15 protein-coding genes are annotated in these 20,089 nt (G+C 69.7%); 5 read left to right on the top strand and 10 right to left on the bottom strand.

Going from position 1 to position 20,089, the window contains the following annotated elements; translation table 11 throughout:
* The first annotated feature begins 8 nt into the window (after window positions 1–8).
* From AC1DGW_RS13525 to AC1DGW_RS13515, 3 genes are all read left to right on the top strand, one after another.
* Complete coding sequence (locus tag AC1DGW_RS13525; protein ID WP_478023859.1) at window positions 9–2,891, top strand: TonB-dependent receptor plug domain-containing protein; 2,883 nt, start codon at window positions 9–11, stop codon at window positions 2,889–2,891.
* A gap of 52 nt (window positions 2,892–2,943) precedes the next feature.
* Complete coding sequence (locus AC1DGW_RS13520; RefSeq protein WP_478023819.1) at window positions 2,944–4,110, top strand: alpha/beta hydrolase; 1,167 nt, start codon at window positions 2,944–2,946, stop codon at window positions 4,108–4,110.
* A gap of 121 nt (window positions 4,111–4,231) precedes the next feature.
* A complete protein-coding gene (locus tag AC1DGW_RS13515; RefSeq protein ID WP_478023817.1) occupies window positions 4,232–4,870 on the top strand; it encodes a PIN domain-containing protein in 639 nt (212 codons plus the stop codon).
* Here AC1DGW_RS13515 and AC1DGW_RS13510 read toward each other — a convergent pair.
* The 9 genes from AC1DGW_RS13510 to AC1DGW_RS13470 all read right to left on the bottom strand — a co-directional run bounded on the left by AC1DGW_RS13510 (window position 4,849) and on the right by AC1DGW_RS13470 (window position 16,682).
* Window positions 4,849–6,597, bottom strand: coding sequence for a hypothetical protein (locus tag AC1DGW_RS13510; RefSeq protein WP_478023815.1), 1,749 nt, complete (start codon window positions 6,595–6,597; stop codon window positions 4,849–4,851). The two genes, AC1DGW_RS13515 and AC1DGW_RS13510, sit on opposite strands and share 22 nt — an antisense overlap.
* The gene (locus AC1DGW_RS13505) at window positions 6,594–8,729 is read right to left on the bottom strand and encodes a hypothetical protein (protein WP_478023813.1); all 2,136 of its coding nucleotides are present in this window, start codon (window positions 8,727–8,729) and stop codon (window positions 6,594–6,596) included. The genes AC1DGW_RS13510 and AC1DGW_RS13505 overlap by 4 nt, the downstream gene beginning before the upstream one ends.
* Entirely contained in the window at window positions 8,726–9,871 is a 1,146-nt protein-coding gene (locus AC1DGW_RS13500; RefSeq protein ID WP_478023811.1) for a BatA domain-containing protein, read from the bottom strand. The genes AC1DGW_RS13505 and AC1DGW_RS13500 overlap by 4 nt, the downstream gene beginning before the upstream one ends.
* Window positions 9,868–10,770 (bottom strand): DUF58 domain-containing protein, encoded by a 903-nt coding sequence (locus tag AC1DGW_RS13495; RefSeq protein ID WP_478023809.1) that lies wholly within the window; start codon window positions 10,768–10,770, stop codon window positions 9,868–9,870. The genes AC1DGW_RS13500 and AC1DGW_RS13495 overlap by 4 nt, the downstream gene beginning before the upstream one ends.
* 19 nt (window positions 10,771–10,789) lie before the next feature.
* Entirely contained in the window at window positions 10,790–11,779 is a 990-nt protein-coding gene (locus tag AC1DGW_RS13490) for an AAA family ATPase (protein ID WP_478023807.1), read from the bottom strand.
* A gap of 16 nt (window positions 11,780–11,795) precedes the next feature.
* Entirely contained in the window at window positions 11,796–12,536 is a 741-nt protein-coding gene (locus AC1DGW_RS13485) for a DUF4159 domain-containing protein (RefSeq protein ID WP_478023805.1), read from the bottom strand.
* Window positions 12,537–12,647: 111 nt separating this feature from the next.
* Window positions 12,648–13,982 (bottom strand): TldD/PmbA family protein, encoded by a 1,335-nt coding sequence (locus AC1DGW_RS13480; RefSeq protein ID WP_478023803.1) that lies wholly within the window; start codon window positions 13,980–13,982, stop codon window positions 12,648–12,650.
* A 22-nt stretch (window positions 13,983–14,004) separates the two neighbouring features.
* Window positions 14,005–15,639 carry a TldD/PmbA family protein gene (locus AC1DGW_RS13475; protein ID WP_478023801.1) on the bottom strand — a complete coding sequence of 545 codons (1,635 nt, stop codon included), beginning with the start codon at window positions 15,637–15,639 and terminating at the stop codon, window positions 14,005–14,007.
* Window positions 15,640–15,782: 143 nt separating this feature from the next.
* A complete protein-coding gene (locus AC1DGW_RS13470; RefSeq protein WP_478023799.1) occupies window positions 15,783–16,682 on the bottom strand; it encodes a LysR family transcriptional regulator in 900 nt (299 codons plus the stop codon).
* 102 nt (window positions 16,683–16,784) lie between these two features.
* On the opposite strand from AC1DGW_RS13470, the gene AC1DGW_RS13465 reads away from it, so the two are divergent.
* Window positions 16,785–17,558 carry an SDR family oxidoreductase gene (locus AC1DGW_RS13465; protein WP_478023797.1) on the top strand — a complete coding sequence of 258 codons (774 nt, stop codon included), beginning with the start codon at window positions 16,785–16,787 and terminating at the stop codon, window positions 17,556–17,558.
* A gap of 95 nt (window positions 17,559–17,653) precedes the next feature.
* Here the strand turns inward: AC1DGW_RS13465 and AC1DGW_RS13460 are convergent, their stop codons facing one another.
* A complete protein-coding gene (locus tag AC1DGW_RS13460) occupies window positions 17,654–19,282 on the bottom strand; it encodes a TldD/PmbA family protein (RefSeq protein ID WP_478023795.1) in 1,629 nt (542 codons plus the stop codon).
* A gap of 147 nt (window positions 19,283–19,429) precedes the next feature.
* Between AC1DGW_RS13460 and AC1DGW_RS13455 the strand changes: the two genes are divergently transcribed.
* On the top strand, window positions 19,430–20,074 hold the full coding sequence (locus AC1DGW_RS13455; RefSeq protein WP_478023793.1) for a DUF938 domain-containing protein: 645 nt from the start codon (window positions 19,430–19,432) through the stop codon (window positions 20,072–20,074).
* The last annotated feature ends 15 nt before the right edge of the window (window positions 20,075–20,089 follow it).

Below are 20,089 nucleotides of genomic sequence, written 5' to 3'. Positions count from 1 at the left end.
TATTGGCGGTGTGCATCGCCGGCGCGTTGCAGGCGCAGGAGGCGCCGGTGCAACTGGATACGGTGGTCGTCACCGGCACCAACATCCGCGGCGCGACACCGGCGGGCAACGCCGTGATGGTGATCGGCGCCGAGCAGATCCAGGCCAGCGGCAAGGCCACGGTGGGCGATTTCCTGCGCGAACTGCCGGCCAACTTCGCCGGCGGCGTGGGCATGAGCGACAACATCCAGGGGTCGGACAGCAGCGTCGCCGGCTCCAACATGACCGGCGGCCAGGGCGTGAACCTGCGCGGCCTGGGCGCCCTGTCCACGCTGGTGCTGGTCAACGGCCGCCGCGTCGCCGCCGCCGGCCAGTACGGCGATTTCGTCGACATCTCGACCATTCCCAGCAATGCGGTCGACCACATCGAGGTCCTGCTCGACGGCGCTTCGGCGGTGTACGGCTCCGACGCGGTCGGCGGCGTGGTCAACATCATCCTCAAGCGCAGCGACGACGGCGCCCGCACCACCGTCCGCCTCGGCAACGCCACCGAGGGAGGCAACAGCCAGGTCCAGATCGGCCAGACCTGGGGCAGGCACTGGAACGGCGGCGGCATGATCGTCGGCTACGAATACGACCGGCAGGACGCGCTGGCCGCCACCGACCTGGGCATCTACCGCTCCGGCAGCGACTTCAGCGACCGCGGCGGCGTCAACTGGCGCCGTGCCGGCGCCCGTGCCGGTGCGGCGGCCAACCAGTTCAATACGCCCACCGCCAACGGCTGGGGCACTCCGGCCCGGCGCATCTCCGGTGGCAGCCTGGTCGCGGTGACCGATGGCGTCGGCAACACCCACGATGCCTGGGACAAGGTGGACATCCTGCCGGAGATGCAGCGCCACAGCGCCTTCGTCGGCTTCGAGCACGAGGTCGGCGCCGTCGGCCTGTATGGCGACCTGCGCTATACCCGCCGTCGCGGCACCTACAACCAGGGCTACCAGGCGCTGTACGGCACCCTTGGCCCGAACAATCCGTACCTGATCCCGGGCGTGGCCAACAACTACGGCGTGCTGATCGACGACCGCCCGCTGCAGCGCGAGGTCGGGGTGGACAGCATCGCCGCGACCATCGGCGCCGGCTTCGACCTTGGCGGCAGCTGGCGCGGCGAGGCCACGCTCAGCTACAGCCGCGACGAGCAGTTCCGCAACTCCGACGTGCAGCGCAACGCCAACATCTACGACTACCTGCCCACGCCCGCTGGCGGCAGGGTGCAGGCGCCGACCGCGATCCAGTGCAGCCAGGGCCTGCCGGCCACCGCCACCCCGGCGCAGCAGGCCTACTGCGCCGGACTCAACTACGCCGCGTTCAATCCGTGGACCACCGAGCCGCTGTCCGAGCAGGTGCTGTCGCAGCTGATCGGCTATGAGAATCTCGACTTCGCCTCGTGGCTGGCGCAGGCCAGCTTCAAGGTCGATGGCGACCTGTTCGCGATGCCCGGCGGCACCGCCAAGCTGGCGGCGGGCATCGACTACCGCCGCGAGAACATCGGTGGCGAGCTGGACTTCAACTGGCGCTCCACCTCCAGCAAGCACGAAGTGTTCGGCACCACCGAGCGCGACGTCGGCGCGGTGTTCGCGGAACTGGCCTTCCCGCTGATCGGCAAGGACAACGCCGCGCGCTTCGCGCAGAAGCTGGACCTGTCCCTGGCCGCCCGCTACGAGCGCAGCCGCGGCATGGGCGACTTCTCCACCTTCAATCCGAAGGTCGGCCTGGACTTCAAGCCCACCGACGGACTGACCCTGCGCGCCAGCTGGGGCACCTCGTTCCATGCCCCGCCGATGCGCTACGCCTACGACGGCGTGCAGCCGATCACCGGCGGCAACGGCGCGTTCCTGCGTGCGGACCTGTACCGCGCGCCCTGCGATACCACCGTGGTCCCGCTCAACGGCGTGTCCAATACCGCGGCCGGCTGCACCTTCAACGCGATCGTCGTCTCCGGCGGCGCCGGTCCGACCCTGAAGCCGGAAGAGGCCAGGACCTGGACCCTGGGCTTCGACTGGAAGCCGGAGTGGGCGCCGGGCCTGCGTGCCGGTGCGAGCTACTTCAACCTGAAGGTCGACGACCGCATCGTGCGCATCCAGGCCGGGCAGCTGGGCGGCATCCTCAACGACCTGTTCACCACCGGCACCACGCCGTACATCAACAGCCTGGAAATCAACCCGGGCGTGGACCGCGTGCGCCAGATCATGGAGAACGACCCGCGCTACCTCGGTCAGCTCGGCGCCGGTCCGGTGATGGGACCGGCGGACGTGGCGATGATCGTCAACGCCACCCAGCTCAACCTGGCTTCGCTGAGGATGGACGGCTTCGACTTCAACCTGGACTACGGCTTCGACACCAGTTATGGCGGTTCGCTGGAGTTCTTCAACCGCGGCACCCTGCTCAAGTCCTACGAGATCGAGGCCACGCCGGGCGCCGGCTATGTCGACCGCCTCGCCCGGTACAGCGCCGCCGACGGCTCCAGTCCGGTCAAGCTGCGCTCGATGCACGGGGTGAAGTGGTACTACGGCAACCTCAACGCATCGCTGACGATGAACTACGTGGATGACTACCAGTGCGTGGCCGGCTGCTTCCTGCCCAACGCGCAGGGCATGCCGGTGGCGGCGACCGCGCCGGTGAAGATCAAGGCCTGGAAGACCTTCGACTTCCACCTGGGCTACGACCTGTCCGACATCGGTGGTCTGTTCCGCGACTCGCGGGTGAGCTTCACCGCCATCAACCTCACCAACAGCGCGCCGCCGTTCTTCGACACTGGCACCACCGCCGCCGTCGATACCCTGCCGGACCCCTATGATCCAGCCAACGCGACGGTGATGGGCCGCAGCCTGGTGCTGTCGTTCGACAAGCGCTGGTGAGCAACGCAGGCCTGTCCGGCGCCATGCCGGGCAGGCCGGGAGAGAATCGATGATGAAAGCAGTATCCGTGGTGCTGGCGCTGGGCCTGGCCCTGGCGCCAGCGATGGCGGCGGCCGCACCGGACCAGCCCGCCGCAGCGGCCGCGGCGCCGTTGCAGGTCAAAGGCGCGCAGCAGTTCGACCTGGCTGCTGCCGATGGCCGCAGCTATCGCATCTTCGTGTCGGTGCCGGACAAGCCGGCGCCGCGTGGCGGCTATGGCGTGTTCTACGTGCTGGACGGCAACGCCCTGTTCCTCACCGCGATGGAGACGGTGCGCGCCATGGAGCGCCGCCCCGACGTGCCGCGCGACCTGGCCACGGTGGTGGTCGGCATCGGCTATCCTGATGGCGTGGACATCGGCAGCGCGCGCACCCTGGACCTGACGCCGCCGGGCAGCGGCAACCCGCGCATCAGCGCGGCTTCGGGCGGCGCTGATGCCTTCCTCGATTTCATCGAGGGCCGGCTCAAGCCGCGCATCGCCACGCTGGCGCCGGTCGACCCGGCGCGGCAGGCGCTTTTCGGGCATTCCTTCGGCGGCCTGTTCGTACTGCATTCGATGCTGCGCAAGCCCGAGGCCTTCGCCGTACGCGCCGCGGCAAGCCCGTCGATCTGGTTCGACCGCGCCGACATCGCCCGGCAGCTGGCCGATACCCTGGCCACGCGCGCCCCGCGATCGCCGCCGCTCAAGCTGCTGCTCACCGCGGGCGAATACGAGCAGGCGCTGTCGCCGCTGGCGCATTCGCGGCCGAATGTCGCCAAGCTGGCGCTGCTGCAGAAGGAACGGGCGCAGGTGGACAGCAGCCGCGCCCTGGCAGCGGCACTGGTGGAGCGCACGCCCGTGGACGCGCGCTTCGACGAGATCGCCGGCGAGGATCATGGCACGGTCATCCCCGCGGCGATCAGCCGCGCGGTGTCCTTCATGCTGATGCCGCAGATGGAAGTGCCGCCGGTGCCCACGGCCGCCGCGTACTGGCAGATGACGCCCGAACAGCGCTACGACCTGCGCATGTGGGTGCGGCAGCTGCCCGACCGGCAGCGCATCCCCTGGCTGACCCGCCTGCGCGACACCCTGCACGATGGCCTGAGCAAGGAGCAGGGGCAGGCCCTGCATGAAGAGCGCAACCGGATGGACGCCGAGCAGGGCAGCAAGCCGCACGAAGTGAACGCGCCGGCACGCTGAGCCGTGCCGACGCCCGCGCCCGCTCCGGGCGCGGGCGCCGTTTTTCCAGGCACCGGCCTGGCAGCAGGGTCCATCGAGGCGTATAAGCGGTACCTGTCGGCGGTCGCGAACAGGGATGGCGATGGATCTGCAGGCAAGTGCAGGCGAAGCATCGGCTTCGACCGCATGCATCAACTATGTGCTGATCGATTACGAGAACGTGCAGCCGGAATCGCTGGCGCGGCTGGAACGGCCGGAGTTCCGGGTGATCGTGTTCGTCGGCGCCAACCAAGGGAAGATTCCGTTCGAGATCGCCGCGGCGCTGCAGCGGATGGGGCGCCATGCCGAGTACGTGAAGATCGCCGGCAACGGCCCGAATGCGGCCGACTTCCACATCGCCTGGTACATGGGGCGCCTGGCGGAGGCCGATCCGCGGGGGTTCTTCCATGTCATCTCCGGCGACACCGGCTTCGATCCGCTGATCCGGCACCTCAAGGACAACCGGATACGTGCGTGCCGCTCCACTGCCATTACGCGGATGCCGTGCTTCGCGCCGGCCGCGCCACCGCCGGAGCAGGAGGCGCGCCTGCAGCTTGTCCTGCAGCGGCTTGCGGCCATGACCCGGCCGACGCGGGTGAAGACCCTGGAAAGCGCACTGGATTCCATGTTCGGCAAGAAGCTGCCGCGTGCCGAGGTCCAGCGGCTCATCGCCGGGCTGCGCGAGCGGGGCTACGTGAAGGTATCGGGAACCGCCGTTTCCTACGCACTGCCCGGCGCATGAGCAGTGCCTGATGGTCGTGGCCGCCGTTCCAGCCACCACAGCAGCGCCGCCGCCAGCACGAAGCCCAGCAGCCACGGCCAGCGCGGGCCGGGTATCGGCAGCGCGGATGCTGCGGTCATTCCGGTGCCGCCGCGCAGGGCTGAAGTGGCCTCGCGCGTGGCCTGTGCATGCAGGGCGCGCGCGTCGGCCGGGTCGATGACCCGCACGCCGGCGCTGGCGTCGCTGGCGACGCCACGGTGCCAGCCGGCCTGCCGTGGCCACCAGCCGTTGCAGTTGCCCGCGTGCGGATCGGCCACCAGGGTGGTGCCGCCGCCATCGGGCGCTTCGATCCGCGTGCCGTCGGGCAGGCCACACAGCGCGGTGCGTTCGCCGGCCCAGGCCCAGGCCGGCAGCGCGGCGAGCGGCGCTGCCGGCAGCGGCCGCGCCAGCGTCGCCAGCACGCGGTTCCACAGTTCGGCGTGGGCGCCGGCATGGCCGGCGAGCACCAGGGTGTAGCTGTCGGCGACCGGCAGTACGCCGATGCGTCCACGGCCCACGGCTCGCCAGCCGCCGATTGCGGCGCCGTCGGCGGCGCGCAGCAGCGGCACCACGCCGGTGTCGGCGAACGCCAGGTCGAAGCGTTCGATGTCCAGCGTCGCCGGCGCGTCGCCTCCGTCGCTGGCGGCATCGCGCAGTTTCACCGTGGCGGTCTGCTCGTCGCCGCGTGCGTCCAGCCCCCATTCGCGCAGGATGCGGCGGCCGTTGCCGTCGAGCACGCCACCCATGCGCACCAGCACACCGAGACCATCGCGCATGGCCGCGGCGATGGCCGCGCGCTGCGCCGACGACAGCGCGGCCAGGCGCCGTTCGTCGAGCAGCAGCAGGTCGAGCCTGGCGAGGTTGGCCGCGTCGATGGCCTGCGGCGCGTCGCCCAGCTGCACGCCGCCGCCGACGCTGATGCCGGTCTGCAGGGTCGCGCCGGTATCGGCGGCCCAGCGCTGCAGGTACTTCAGTTCCGGCCCGGGTGCGCCGGCGAGCAGGCGCAGCGCGGGCGCCGGTACCGTTTGCACGCGCACCGGTACCGGTAACTGGTCGAGTACCCTGCCCTCGGCGTCGAGCGCGCGCAGGGTGAATTCGACATCGCCGGCATCGCGCGCGCTGGCGGCAAGACGCACGCGGCCATCCTCGGCGGGCGTGGCGACGGCGACGCGATGCCCGGCCGGATCGAGCAGCTCCACCCGCGCCTGCGGCAGGCCCTGCACGCGCGTGCCGACCTCGAAACGCGCGCCCGCGGCGAGCGGCGGCGGCGCCTGTAGTTCCACCAGCCCCTGCGGTGCGGCCGCGGGCAGGAAGCGCAGCGGTGGCAGCGCGGCATCGCGGTCGCGCGCCGGCAGGCCCTGGCCGATGACGATGAGTCCGCGCGCGCGCGGATGCTGGCGCAGCGCGGTGGCCAGATCCGGTACCCGGTCCACGCCCATCAGTACCGGCGCTTCGGGCAGGCGCAGCCGCACGGCGGCGGGGATGGCCGCCATGTCCGCCGCCGTCGTGCCGGCGGTGGCGATCAGCAGCGTATCGGCGGGTACGGCATGCCGCGGCGGGAACAGGGTCAGCCCGAGCAGCAGCGCCGCTGCCAGCTGCAGGGCCAGCCGCAGGCCCAGGCGCGCAAGCGATGGGCGCGGCGCCAGGCACAGGCGCAGGCTGCCGAGCAGCACGGCCAGGGCGATGAGGGCGAGGGGCAGCCAGCTCATCGCGCGGTCTCCCGCGGTGCGGTCAATGCGTCGAGGTAGCGGCGGCCCATGGCGTCGGCGGCGTCGCGCCGCGGCGGCGGTCCCGGCGCGCGCGGCAGCGCCGGCCACAACTGGTCGCGCAGGCGCTGCCGGCAGGCGCGGCAATCGGGTTGCTGGCGCAGTTCATCGATGGCGGCGGCGATGTCGAGCGGATCGGGAACGGCCTGCGGATGCGCATCGAGCCAGCGCGACAGTGCGTCCAGATCGACCACCGCGTCCGCCGTGGCCAGCGCCCGCCAGGCATTCACCGGCATGGCGTCACCACTTTCGCGCGGTGCCAGCTGCAGGCTGCGATTGCCAAGCCCATCGCGCTTGCCGCCCATGCGCCGCGCCATGTCGATCGGCGGCAGTTCGGGGCCGACCCTTGCCAGGTAGACGCGCTCGGCCTGCTGCACCTGCTTGATGAACCCCAGCGCCTTGTAGGCGTAAGGCAGCGCCTTGTCGGGATGGCCCTGGCGCAGGTGGCCTTCGGACTGCCACATCTGGTCGAGCGCGGCCTTGAGGATGGCGCGGGTCTGCGGATCGAGCAGGGTCGCGGCCTCGGCATGGTCGTGGGTGTGGCCGTACTCGGACAGCACGTCGGTGGCGCTGCCGAAGGTTGGTGTATCGCCGCTGCCCGCGTGATCGTGGTCGTGTCCGTCGTCGTGCGCATGCTCGCTGGCCGCCGCGTCGGCGGTAGGTGGGCCGTCTCCGGTAGGCGGCGGTTTCGCGCCGCCTTCGGCTTCCTCGCCCAGGAACTGGCCATAGCGCAGGCGCAGGATGCGCTGGTCCACGCCGATGGCGTCCGCGCGCTTGATGAAGGTGTCGGCGTCGAGCGCACTGCGCTGCTTCAGCAATGCCTCGGCGTCGATGATGATCTGGCGCTGGCTGCGGAAATAGGCCGGCATCACCTTCTTGATTGCGCCTTCCAGATCGCTGGTCTGCACGTCCTGCTCGCTGGGCAGGCGCAGGATCAGGCTGGGGCTGCGCGCTTCCTGCGGCTGCGGCGCGCGGTTGTCGCGTACCGTGAGGCGCGCAACCACTTCGTCGCCGGGGCCGACGCCCAGCGCAGCCAGATCGACGTCGTAGGCGAAGCGGCGCGCGGTAGCCGTGCCGCCGCCGGACAGTTCGATGCGGCGCTGCTGGAAGTCGATGTTCTCGCCGCTGCCCTTGGCGGTGGTGAGCTCCAGCGCGGCGTTGGCGGTGACACCGAAATCGTCGTTGGCTTCGAAGCGCAGCTGCCAGCGGCGCTGATGCGGCGCGGCCTGGGTGAGTGTCTGCGCCGGTTCGATGACCTTCACCTGCGGTGGCCGGTCCGGCACCACCTCCAGCCGCCACGCGCGCCCTGCCTCGGCCAGCGCCGGCTCGGTGACGATGCGGTACAGGCCGGAGCGCTGCAGGGTCTCGCTGGCCTGCCAGCGGTCGCCCTCGCGCTGCAGCGGCAGGCGGCGGCCGTCGTGGAACTGCAGCCACGCCTGCCGCGGTTGCGGCGCGAACCGCAGCTGCCAGCGCAGGTGGCTGCCCTGCAGGGCGCGCGCATCGAGCTTTTCGCCGGCGCTGGCAGGTTGGCCGGTGTAGGTCGGCGGCGTCACTTCCAGCCGCGTGCCGCGCAGTGCGGGGGGCGTCGTCGCAGCGGTGGGGGCGGCGCTTCCATCGTGGCCCTCCACCGAAGTCACGCCCGCCGCGAGTGGCCACAGCATGGCGATGGCCGCGATCAACAGCGCACCGCCAACCCAGGCGAACAGGCGCAGCCATGGCCAATGCGGACGCAGGTCGGGCGGCGTCGCGCGCAGGCGCTGCTCGATGCGCGCGCGCTGGCGCTGCTGCAGCGGGTTCAGCGCTTCCGGTGCGGCGAACAGCAGGTCGGCGCTGTCCTCGAAACGTGGCTCTTCGTCCAGGCGCGCGACCAGCCAGCGCGCGTCCAGCCGCCGCGCGCGCCAGGTGGCGAAAGCGGCGGCGGCGAGCAGGGCGAGCGTGAGTGCCACGCTGCCCGCGTCGAAACCGGCGGCGCGCATCGTGAGCAGGCCGAGCGCGAGCGCGAGCGGCACGCCGCCGGCCAGCGCGATCAGCAGCACCCGGCGCCGCGCACCACGCAGCAATGCCTGGGTGCTCATGCCTGCCTCCGGCGCCGGCGCGCGCTGGCGAGCCAGCGCTCCAGCAGGAACAGCAGGGCGATGGCGGCGGCCAGCCACGGCACGGGCTCATACGCCGGCTGCGGCCATGCGCTGGCGCCGCTGTCCGGCTGCATCGCCGTCGCCGGTGCCCGCGTCGGTGCGGGAGGCGCCTGCAACAGTTCGCGCAGGTGCTGCGGGAAGCCGGCATCCAGCAGGGCTGGCATTGCCGCCGGTTGCAGGGGCGTGGCCCAGCGCAGCCATTGCGCGTGGGGGCCATCCACCTGTTCGATCACCGGTACGCCGCTGTCGTCGCGCCACAGCGGCAGGCGTTGCGTATCGCCGGGCAACGGCGTGCGTGCATCGACCAGCAGCCGGCCGCCATCGCGCGCCCACGCCTGCAAGGCATCGGGAACCGGTTTGGCCGAGAGCCAGATGCGCACGCCGGCATCATCGGTGAATGGTTGGTTGTCGGCGGCGATATCCGGCGGCGAGTTCCATGCCTGACCGACCGCACGCAACCATGGCAGCGTGGCGGTGCCGGTTTCGTCATGACGAATGTGCAGGCGCGGCGCGGCCGGCAGGGTGGCAGTGGCTGCCGGTGATGCGGTTTCGATCACCTGCCAGCGCACCGCGCGCGACAGCTGCGGCCGCTGCGCATCCAGCCCATCCAGCGCCGTTGGCACGACCACGGTGAGCGGTGCCTTGGGCGGCAGCGCTGCATCCAGCTCGCGCAGCAGGCTGGCGAGCGGTTGCGAGGGCAAAGGAGCGGTTGGCGCATCCAACGCCGGAAAGCCCGGTGCCAGCCACAGCCATTGCGACTTGTCCGCATCGACAGTCGCGCGTGCGGCGGCAGGGTCCACACCGGGCGCGACGGCGATGCGCGGTGTGTCGTCCTCGATGCCGTTCAACGCCGGCCGTGCCAGCAGCACCGCCAGCAGGGCGAGCAGCAGCAGCCGCACCAGCAGCAGCGGCCAGTCGTCGAAACGTATGCGCCGGCGCGGCCGTGGTCTGGCCGACAGCCAGCGCAGCGCGGCGAAGTCGATCAACTGTTGTTCGTCGCGCCGCGCCAGATGGATCAGCAAGGGCAGCAGCAACGCCGCCAGCGTGGCCAGGCCTGCCGGGAACAGCCACACCAGGCTCATGCGCCGCGGCCCCCGTGGCGAGCGGACAGCCGTTGCAGCGGTGCGTCGATGGCTTCGTCGAGGAAGCCGGTGTCATGGCGGATGCCGGCGGCCTGCAGGCGTGCATCCAGCGTGCGCCGCGCTTCGGCGAAGCGGGCGAGGTAGTCGGCGCGTACCGCCGCGCCATCGCCGAGCAGCTCGTCGCCGGTTTCCGGGTCGCGGAAGCGGTGGCCGTCGCGGAACGGGAAGTCGCGCTCCTCGGCGGTCAGCAGCTGCAGATGCACGACATCGCGGCCCGCCTTCGCCAGGCGCTCGGCCAATGCGATCGCAGCGTCGTCGAAGCCGTCGCCGATCATCACCACCAGGTCGTTGGCGGCGATGCGTTCCCACACCGGCGCCAGCCGCTCCTGCGCCGGCCATTGGCCGTACGCGCGCAGGTCGTGCAGTTGCAGGTGCAGGCGGTCGCGCTGGCGCAGGCCGTGGCCGGCCGGTACCAGCCGTACGCCGTCGCCGCCGATGGCGACCAGACCGAAGGCATCGCCCTGCTGCAGTGCCAGTTCGGCAACGCAGGCGGCCAGGGCGCTGGCGGCGTGCAGGCGGGTCCAGTCGCGCCGCGCCTGGTCGGCCTGTGCCATCGACGCGGTGGTATCGAGCAGCAGCCAGATCGTGAGCGGGCTTTCGCGTTCGGATTCGCGCACGAAGAAGCGGTCCGAGCGCGCGTAGAGCTTCCAGTCGATCTGGCGCAGTTCGTCGCCGGGCTCGTAGGCGCGGTACTGCGCGAACTCCAGCCCGGCGCCGCGGCTGCGGCTGGCGTGCATGCCGATGCCGCGGCTGCCGCTGGCCCGTTGCGGCAGCAGCCGCAGGCCGCGCAGGCGGCTGCGCACGTCGGCGGGAATCAGCGGTGGCGCGGTGGCGGCCAAGGCGGATGCAGGGTGCGGGTCAGGCCGGATACGGCACCGCGCGCAGCAGCGCGGCGATCACGTCGTCGGCACTCTTCTGCTCGGCCTCGGCGGCGAAGGACAGCAGCAGGCGGTGGCGCATCACCGGCGCGGCCAGGGCCTGCACGTCCTCGCGGGTAGCGGCGAAGCGGCCATGCAGCAGGGCCCGCGCCTTCGAGGCCAGCACCAGCGATTGCCCGGCGCGCGGACCGGCGCCCCACTTGATCCAGTTGTTCACCTCGGCCGGCGCCCCATCGCCCGGGCGGCTGGCGCGCACCAGCCGGGTGATCCAGGTCAGCAGGTCGGCGCCGACGTGCACGTCGCGCACCGCGGCCTGCAGCGCCTTCACCGCTTCGGCGTCCATCACCTTCGGCACGGCGCCACCGCTGCTGCCGGTGGTCTGCGCGAGGATGTCGCGCTCTTCGGCCTCGCTGGGGTAGTCCACGCGCACGTGCAGCAGGAAGCGGTCCAGCTGCGCTTCGGGCAACGGATAGGTGCCGGCCTGTTCGATCGGGTTCTGCGTGGCCAGCACGAAGAACGGCGCGGGCAGCGTATAGGTGGTGCCGGCATAGCTGACGGTGCGCTCCTGCATCGCCTCCAGCAGCGCGGCCTGGGTCTTGGGCGGCGTGCGGTTGAGCTCATCGGCCAGCAGCAGGTTGGTGAACACCGGGCCCTTCTGGAAGCGGAACGCGCGCTTGCCGGTGCCGTGGTCTTCCTCCAGCAGCTCGGTGCCGAGGATGTCGCTGGGCATCAGGTCGGGGGTGAACTGCACGCGTCGGAACTGCAGTTCCAGCGCCTGCCCGAGCGAGCGCACCAGCAGCGTCTTGCCGAGGCCGGGCGCGCCTTCGAGCAGGCAGTGGCCGCCGGCGAGCAGGCCGATCAGCAGTTGTTCGACCACGTCCTGCTGGCCGACCACCGCCTGCGCCAGCGCGCCGCGCAGTTCGCCCAGGCGGGGCAGAAGGGAATCGAGATCGTGGGCGGGGGCGTTCATGCGGTCACCAGTGGGGTCAATGCGTCAGTGCGTACATCACGATGTTCACGCCGAACTTCGTGTTGTCCTCGGCCAGGAAGCGTTTGTTGCGCCAGTCGTAGTCCCATTCGCAGCCGTAGTCCTTGTTGCTGTAGAGCACGCCCAGGCGGCCGTCGATCTCGATGCCTTTCAGGTAGTCGTGCACCAGGTCGTCGCCCCAGCCATTCAGTTCGAACGTGGTGGCCGGCGGGCCTTCGGGAAACCTGAAGAAACTGTTGTAGAGCGCATGGGTATTGGGCAGCTTCTTCAGCGCATTGGCGCCGAAGATGGCGCGCATCTGTGCCTCGAACGAGGTAGCGAACAGGCCGTCGATGTCGTGGTTGCAGTCGTCCACCAGCACGAAGCCGCCGTTGCGCACGTAGCGCTCGAAGTTGCGGCGTTCGTCGGGGTTGAACTCGACCAGCTTGTGCCCGGCCAGGTAGCAGAACGGCGCGCGCAGCATCTTCGGGTCGGACAGGGCGAGGACGTGTTCCTTCGGATCGACGCGCAGCGTGGTGTAGTCGATCAGCGAGGTGACCAGGTTGGACGGCATGCGCGCATCCACGTCCCAGTCGCCGGAGTCGTATTTGAGGCGGGTGAACCAGAAGTCGTAGCGGCTGGCCTGTGCGCCCGCCCGTCCGGGCAATGCGGCCGCCACCGCGCCGCCGAGCAGCAGGTGGAGGAATTGCGCGCGCGTTAGCGGGGACCGGGACAAGGCGGGGGGAGATCTCTGGGGCACTGAAGCCCCTCTCCTGATGAGAGAGGGGCCGGGGGAGAGGGCCGGGGCTGTGCCCGGACCCTCATCCGCCCTTCGGGCAGCTTCTCCCGGAGGGAGAGGGAAAAGACAGGGTTACACCGCGTCCGACAGCGAGGTGAAGGTGAAATCGCGCAGCTTCATCGGCGGAATCATCATCACGTAGCTGGATTCATCGCCGGCCACGCGCACCGGCTTGCCCAGTTCGTCGATGTTGTTGAGCATGATCACCGGCGATTCGTTGAAGCGGAAGTTCTTCACCGGGTGCTTGATCTGGCCGTTCTCGATGTAGAACGTGCCGTCGCGGGTCAGGCCGGTCAGCAGCACGGTCTGCGGATCGACCATGCGGATGTACCAGGTGCGGGTGAGCAGGATGCCTTTCTGCGTGCCCTTGACCAGCTCGGCGATGGACTTGCTGCCACCGCTCATCAGCAGGTTGCCGGGCCGCGCGTTGGCGGTCTTGCCCTGCTTCTGCGCCCAGTAGCGCGAGTAGTTGAGGTTGGCGACCTTGCCGTTCTCGATGATGGCCATGCGCTCGCGCGGGGTGCCTTCGCCATCCCACGGCAGCACCGGCGCGTCCGGGTGCCACGGGTCGGCGAACATGTTCACCTGCGGGTCGTAGACCTGCTCGCCGAGCTTGTTGCCGCCGCCCTTCTTGGACAGGAAGCTGCGGCCTTCGTCGGCGGAGCGCGCATCGAAGAAGTTCATCATGAAACTGATGAGGCCGGCGGCGGCGGCCGGTTCCAGGATCACCGTGTACTTGCCCGGCTCCAGCGCCTTGGCGTCGGCCGACTCGATCGCCTTGCGCTTGGCGATCTCGATTTCCTGCTCCGCATGGAAGTCGGAAGCATCCTTCAGGTTGCGCCCGACCCAGCCCGACCCGCGGCCGTCTTCGGTGCGCACGGTGCAGGTGTAGTCGAACGAGGTGTTCTGCTGGTAGCCGAAGTTGCCCTTGCTGTTGGCGATGGCGACGAAGCCGCGGCTGTCCTCGAGGAAGCCGGCGGCGATCAGCCCGTGGCCGCGGCACGGCGTGATCGAATCGGCGGCGACCTTGGCACGGAATTCCGGATCGATGGCGGCGGTGGACGCGCTGAAGGTCGGGCTGGACCGGTATTCCTGCTTGCCGATGATGGGCATGAATTCCGGGTTTTCCGGCGCCAGCCGGGCCAGGTCTTCGGCGCGGCGCACCACGCGCTCCAGCGAGGCGTCGTCGAATTCATTGATCGAGGCGGTGCCCACGCGCTTGCCGAAGGCGACCTGCACGGCCAGCTCGGCGTTGTTGACCATGCCGCTGGTGGAGACGTTGTTCAGCGCGAAGCGGATGTTGCCGTCGATGGAGCCGGCCAGCGTGGCGGTGCATTCGTCGGCCTTGGACAGCGCGATGACCTTGTCCAGGATGGCCTTGGCTTCCTGTTCGGTGAAGATGCTCATTGCTCAAGAACTCCTTGGACGGTCAGCCGAGGCTGCGCGCGGTATTGATGACGTTGATGCCGTCGAAACGGGCGGTGGACGAGCCGTGCGACACCGCCGAGACCTGGCCCGGCTGGCCCTTGCCGTCGAAGAACGAGCCGCCCAGGCGGTAGTCGCGTTCGTCGGCCACGGCGCTGCAGGCGTTCCAGAATTCCGGCGTGCGGATCTGGTAGGCCACGTCCTCCAGCATGCGGGTGATCTTGCCTTCCTTGATCTCGTAGAACAGCTGGCCGCCGAACTGCGCGTTGTAGCGCTGCTGGTCGATGGAGAACGAGCCGTCGCCGATGATGTAGATGCCGTTCTCCACGTCCTTGATCATGTCGGCCACGCTCAGCGGGGTCTTGCCCGGCGCCATCGACACGTTGGCCATGCGCTGGAACTGCACGCTCGACCACGAATCGGCATAGCAGCAGCCGTCGGACTCGGTCTTGCCGAGGATGTGGGCCTGGTCGCGGATGGCCTGGTAATCGACCAGCCTGCCGTCGCTGATCAGCGGCCAGCGCTTGGTCTTGACGCCCTCGTCGTCGTAGCCGACCGCACCGAGGCTGCCCGGCTGGACCTTGTCGGCGAAGATGTTGACCTTGTCGCTGCCGTACTGGAAATGCTGCTCGCGCTTGTCCAGGGTGGCGAAGCTGGTGCCGGCATAGTTGGCTTCGTAGCCGAGCACGCGGTCCAGTTCCAACGGGTGACCGACCGACTCGTGGATGGTCAGCCAGGTGTGCGAGGGGTCCAGCACCAGGTCGTACTTGCCCGATTTGACCGACGGCGCCTTGAGCTTTTCCTGCGCCTGCTTCGCGGCGGCGATGGCGTCTTCGCGCATGTCGTAGGACAGGCCGTAGTTGACCACGCCGTTGGGCGAGACGAACTTCTGCGAGGCGTCGCCGTCCAGGTATTCGAAGCCCAGGCCCATCGGCGAGGACAACCCGTCGCGGGTGCGGAACTTGCCGCTGGCCTTGTCGATGGCGGTCACCGTCATCGGCGCCCAGATGCGGTGCACGTCCTGGTCGATGTAGGAGCCGTCGGTGGAGGCGAAGTACTTCTGCTCGTTGACCAGGAACAGCATCGAGTTGACGAAGCTGGCGCCGGCGGACAGCGCGGCGGCGTTCACGCCCAGCAGCAGGTCGGCCTTGTCCTTGATCGGCACTTCCATCGCGTTCTTCTTGATCGGCGTGCGCCAGCTGACTTCGCCGAAGCCAGGCGCCTTGGCGAACTGCACCGGCGCGGTCTGTACCTTTGCATTGGCCTTGGCGATGGCGGCGGCCTGCTGCGCGGCCTTGACCACGCCGGCCGGGCTCAGGTCGTTGGTCGCGGCGAAGCCCCAGGCGCCATTGGCGATCACGCGGATGCCGGCACCGGTGGATTCGGTATTGACCACGTTCTGCACCTTGTCCTCGCGGGTGATCACGAACTGGCGCAGGTAGCGGCCGATGCGCACGTCGCAGTAGCTGGCGCCAGCGGCGCGGGCCGCGTTCATCGCATCGTCGGCCAGGCGCTTCTTCAGTGCCGGGTCGATCGCGCTGAGCAGTTGTTCGGCGGCGATGGCCTTGCCGAAGAACGACGGCACCATCAGGCCGCCGGCGGTAAGCCCGGTCAGGGCGAGGAAGTCACGTCTATGCAAGGCTGTTCTCCATGAACGGGATGCGCGGTGCGGCGTGGATGCAACGAACGAGGATGGCTTCGCGGTGCTCCGCGAACCGTTCGATTCTTGCGGGGAGCCGCTGGCGGCGGTAGTGACTTTAGACATAGAAACGAGCGCCGCCTTTACCGGAGCGCTTCGCCCAGTACCTCCTGCAGCCATGCCACGAACACCTGCAGCCGCTGCGACGGATGCCGCCGGTGCGGATACAGCAGGTGCATCGGCAATGGATCGGCGCGATGGTCGGGCATCACCTCGACCAGGATGCCGTCGGCCAGTTCGCGGCGGACGTCGTAGGCCGGGATCTGGATCAGGCCCATGCCGGCGATGCAGCAGGCGATGTAGGCCTCGGCGTTGTTGACGGTGACGCGCCCGCGCAGCGGCTGCTCGTGCAGCACGCCTTCCTCGCGCCATTCCCAGGGTTCGACCCGGCCGTTGCCGGGCGAGGCGTAGCGCACGCCCCAGTGCGCAGACAGTTCCCGCGGATGCATGGGCGTGCCGTGCGCGGCGAGGTAAGCGGCGCTGGCCACATTGACCAGCGGCAGCTGGCCGAGGCCGCGCGCCACCAGCCGCGAATCCTGCAGCGGGCCGACCCGCAGCGCGCAGTCCACGCCGTCCTCGACCAGATCGATGGTGCGGTCGGTCATGCCCAGCTCGATGTCGATCCCGGGATGCGCGTCGAGGAAGCGCGGCAGCGCCGGCGCCACGATCAGGCGGCCGATGCGGCCGGGCACGTCCACCCGCAGGCGGCCGCTCAGCGCATGCGGCGATTGCCGGAACAACTGCTCGGCCTCGTCCATGTCGGCGATCAGCTGCTGGCAGCGGGCGTGGAACAGCAGCCCGTCCTGGGTCGGGGTGACCTGGCGGGTGGTGCGGTGGAGCAGGCGCGTGCCCAGCCGTTGTTCCAACGTGCGCACCGCCTCGGAGACGGTGGAGCGCGGCAGGTTCAGCTGGTCGGCGGCACGGGTGAAGCCGGCGCAGTCCACCACGCGGACGAAGATGCGGCACAGCTCGATGCGGTCCATGGAGATTGTCCGGAAAATCCGACAGGTGAAGTCAGGATGGCCCGCTTTATCCGGAAATCCAAGCCTATAGCCTCTGTGGACGTTCCCCCACAGGAGTTCGCCATGACCGACCACCGCATCCACGGCAAGACCGTCCTCATCGCCGGCGGCGCCAAGAACCTGGGTGGCCTGCTCGCCCACGATCTTGCCGCCCACGGCGCCAGCGGCATCGCCATCCACTACAACAGCATCGCCACCCGCGGCCAGGCCGAGGCGACCGCGGCCGCGGTGCGCGCCGCCGGCAGCAACGCGCACCTGTTCCAGGCCGACCTGACCCGCGCCGGCGCGGTGGAGAAGCTGTTCGCCGACGCCCGCCAGGCGCTGGGCCGCATCGACATCGCGGTCAACACCGTCGGCAAGGTGCTGAAGAAGCCGATGGCCGAGATCAGCGAGGCCGAGTTCGACGAGATGGACGCGGTAAACAACAAGGCCGCGTTCTTCTTCCTCCGCGAAGCCGGCCGCCATCTCGCCGACAACGGCCGGGTCTGCACGCTGGTGACCTCGCTGCTGGGCGCGTTCACCCCGTTCTATTCCAGTTATGCCGGTACCAAGGCGCCGGTGGAACACTACACGCGCGCGGCCGCCAAGGAATTCGGCGAGCGCGGCATCTCGGTGACCGCGATCGGCCCGGGGCCGATGGACACGCCGTTCTTCTACCCGGCCGAGGGTGCCGATGCGGTGGCCTACCACAAGACCGCGGCGGCGCTGTCGCCGTTCTCGCGCACCGGCCTGACCGACATCGAGGACATCGTGCCGTGGATCCGCTTCCTGGTGTCCGAGGGCTGGTGGATGACCGGGCAGACCATCCTGGTCAACGGCGGGTATACGACGCGCTGAGGCGTATGCGGACCACCCGTAGGAGCGCACCTTGGTGCGCGATGAAGCTTTCCCGGTAAATCCCATCGCGCACCAAGGTGCGCTCCTACGGAAGCTCAGCCGAGGCTGCGCGCGGTATTGATGATGTTCACCCCGTCGAAGCGCGTCGTCGCCGAGCCGTGCGACACCGCCGAGACCTGGCCCGGCTGGCCCTTGCCGTCGAAGAACGAGCCGCCGAGGCGGAAATCGCGCTCGTCGCAGATGGCCGAGCAGGCGTTCCAGAATTCCGGGGTGCGGATCTGGTAGGCGGCGTCCTCGACCATGCCGGTGATCTCGCCATTTTTGATCTGGTAGCAGAGCTGGCCGCCGAACTGCGCGTTGTAGCGCTGCTGGTCGATGGAATACGAACCGCGGCCGTGGATGTAGATGCCGTTCTCCACGTCCTTGACCATCTGCGCCGGGGTCAGCGGCGCCTTGCCCGGCGCCAGCGACACGTTGGCCATGCGCTGGAACTGCACGCTCTTCCACGAATCGGCGTAGCTGCAGCCGTGCGAGGCGTTCTCGCCGAGGATGTGCACCTCGTCGCGGGTGGCCTGGTAGTTGACCAGGATGCCGTCCTTCACCAGGTCCCAGCGCCGGCACTTCACGCCCTCGTCGTCGTAGCCCACCGCGCCCAGGCTGTAGGGCTGGGTCTTGTCGGCGGTGAAGTTGACGATGTCGCTGCCCCAGCGGAAACCGGCGTCGCGCTTGTCCAGCGTGGCGAAGCTGGTGCCGGCGTAGTTGGCCTCGTAGCCGAGCACGCGGTCCAGCTCCAGCGGGTGGCCGACGTTCTCGTGGATGGTCAGGAACAGGTTGGACGGGTCCAGCACCAGATCGTACTTGCCCGGCTTTACCGACGGCGCCTTGAGCTTTTCCTGCGCCTGCTTCGCGGCGGCGATGGCGTCTTCCACCGGGTCGTAGGAATGGCCGTAGCCGATCACCCCGCCAGGCAGGTGGTACTTGCCGGCGGCGTCGCCGTCGAGGAATTCCCAGCCCATGCCGGCCGGCGCCGACAGCCCGTTGCGGGTGCGGAACTTGCCGCTGGCCTTGTCGATGGAGGTGGCGGTGAACGGCAGCCAGATGCGGTGTACGTCCTGATCGATCCACGAACCGTCGCTGGACGCGAAGTATTTCTGCTCGTTGACCAGGAACAGCTGCGAGTTGATGAAGCTGGCGCCGGCGTTGAGTGCTGCGGCATTGATCGACAGCAGCAGGTCCACCTTGTCCTTGACCGGCACCGCCATCGCGTTGCGGCGGATCGGCGTCTGCCACCGCACCTCGCCCACGCCGGGCGTGGGCGCCAACTGCACCGCCCGGGTCTGTATCTTCGCGTTCGCGCGGGCGATGGCCAGCGCCTGCGCCACCGCTGCGGCCGCGCCCTGGTCGGTGGACTGGTTGCTGGCCGCGAAGCCCCAGGCGCCATCGACGATCACGCGGATGCCGATGCCGGCCGACTCGCTGTTGGTGACGTTCTGGACCTTGTCCTCGCGGGTGACGATGGCCTGGTTGAGGTAACGGCCGATGCGTACGTCGCAGTAGCTGGCGCCGCCCTTCCGGGCCAGCGCCAGCACGGTATCGGCCAGCGCCTTCCTGCGCGCCACGTCGGCCGGCGCCAGTAGTTCCTCGGCGGCGATCAGGCGGGCATTGGGCAGCATCATGCCGGCGAGGCCGAGGCCGGAAAGCGCGAGGAACTGGCGGCGTTGCATGCGGAACTCCATGAGCGTGGCGATGCGGGCATCGCGCGGGACCCGCGAATCTCGGCCGCGGCGTGGTGCGGGCACAAGTGACCATGGTCATGCGTGGGCGGCGGCACCCTGCGGCACAATCGCGCGGACCACGAAGAACCCGCCGCCATGACCGCCAAGCCCCATGCCGAGTCCTGCGACCGCAACCGCGAGCCGATCCTGGCGGTGCTGCGGCGCCATTTGGGCGAGACCCACAATGTGCTGGAGATCGGCAGCGGCACCGGCCAGCACGCGGTGTACTTCGCCGCGGCGATGCCGTGGCTGCGCTGGCAGGCCAGCGACCACCGCGACCACCTGCCCGGCATCGGCCAATGGCTGGATGAGGTCGCGCTGCCCAACGCGCCGGCGCCGCTGGAACTGCAGGCGGTCGTGGGTGGCGGACTGCGGCCCCTGCCGCCGCTGCCGCTGGTCGCCGGCGTGACCGGCTTCGATGCGGTGTTCACCGCCAATACCCTGCACATCATGGGCTGGGACGAGGTGCAGGCGCTGTTCGCCGGGCTGCCGTCGCTGATGGCGCCGGATGCGCTGTTCATCGCCTACGGGCCGTTCAACCATGGCGGCGGTTTCAGCAGCGAGAGCAACCGCGTCTTCGATGGCTGGCTGAAGGCGCGCGACCCGCGCTCGGGCATCCGCGATTTCGAGGCGGTGGACGCCCTGGCACGCGCGCAGGGACTGGAATTGCGCGAGGACGTGGCGATGCCGGCCAACAATCGCACCCTGGTCTGGCGGCGGATGCCGGCGCGGACCGGCTAGGATGCGGAAACTTCA

It is taken from the genome of Stenotrophomonas sp. 05N423, assembly GCF_056397145.1.
The sequence above is the reverse complement of the archived record's forward strand: the minus strand, read 5'-3'. Positions and strand labels throughout refer to the sequence as shown.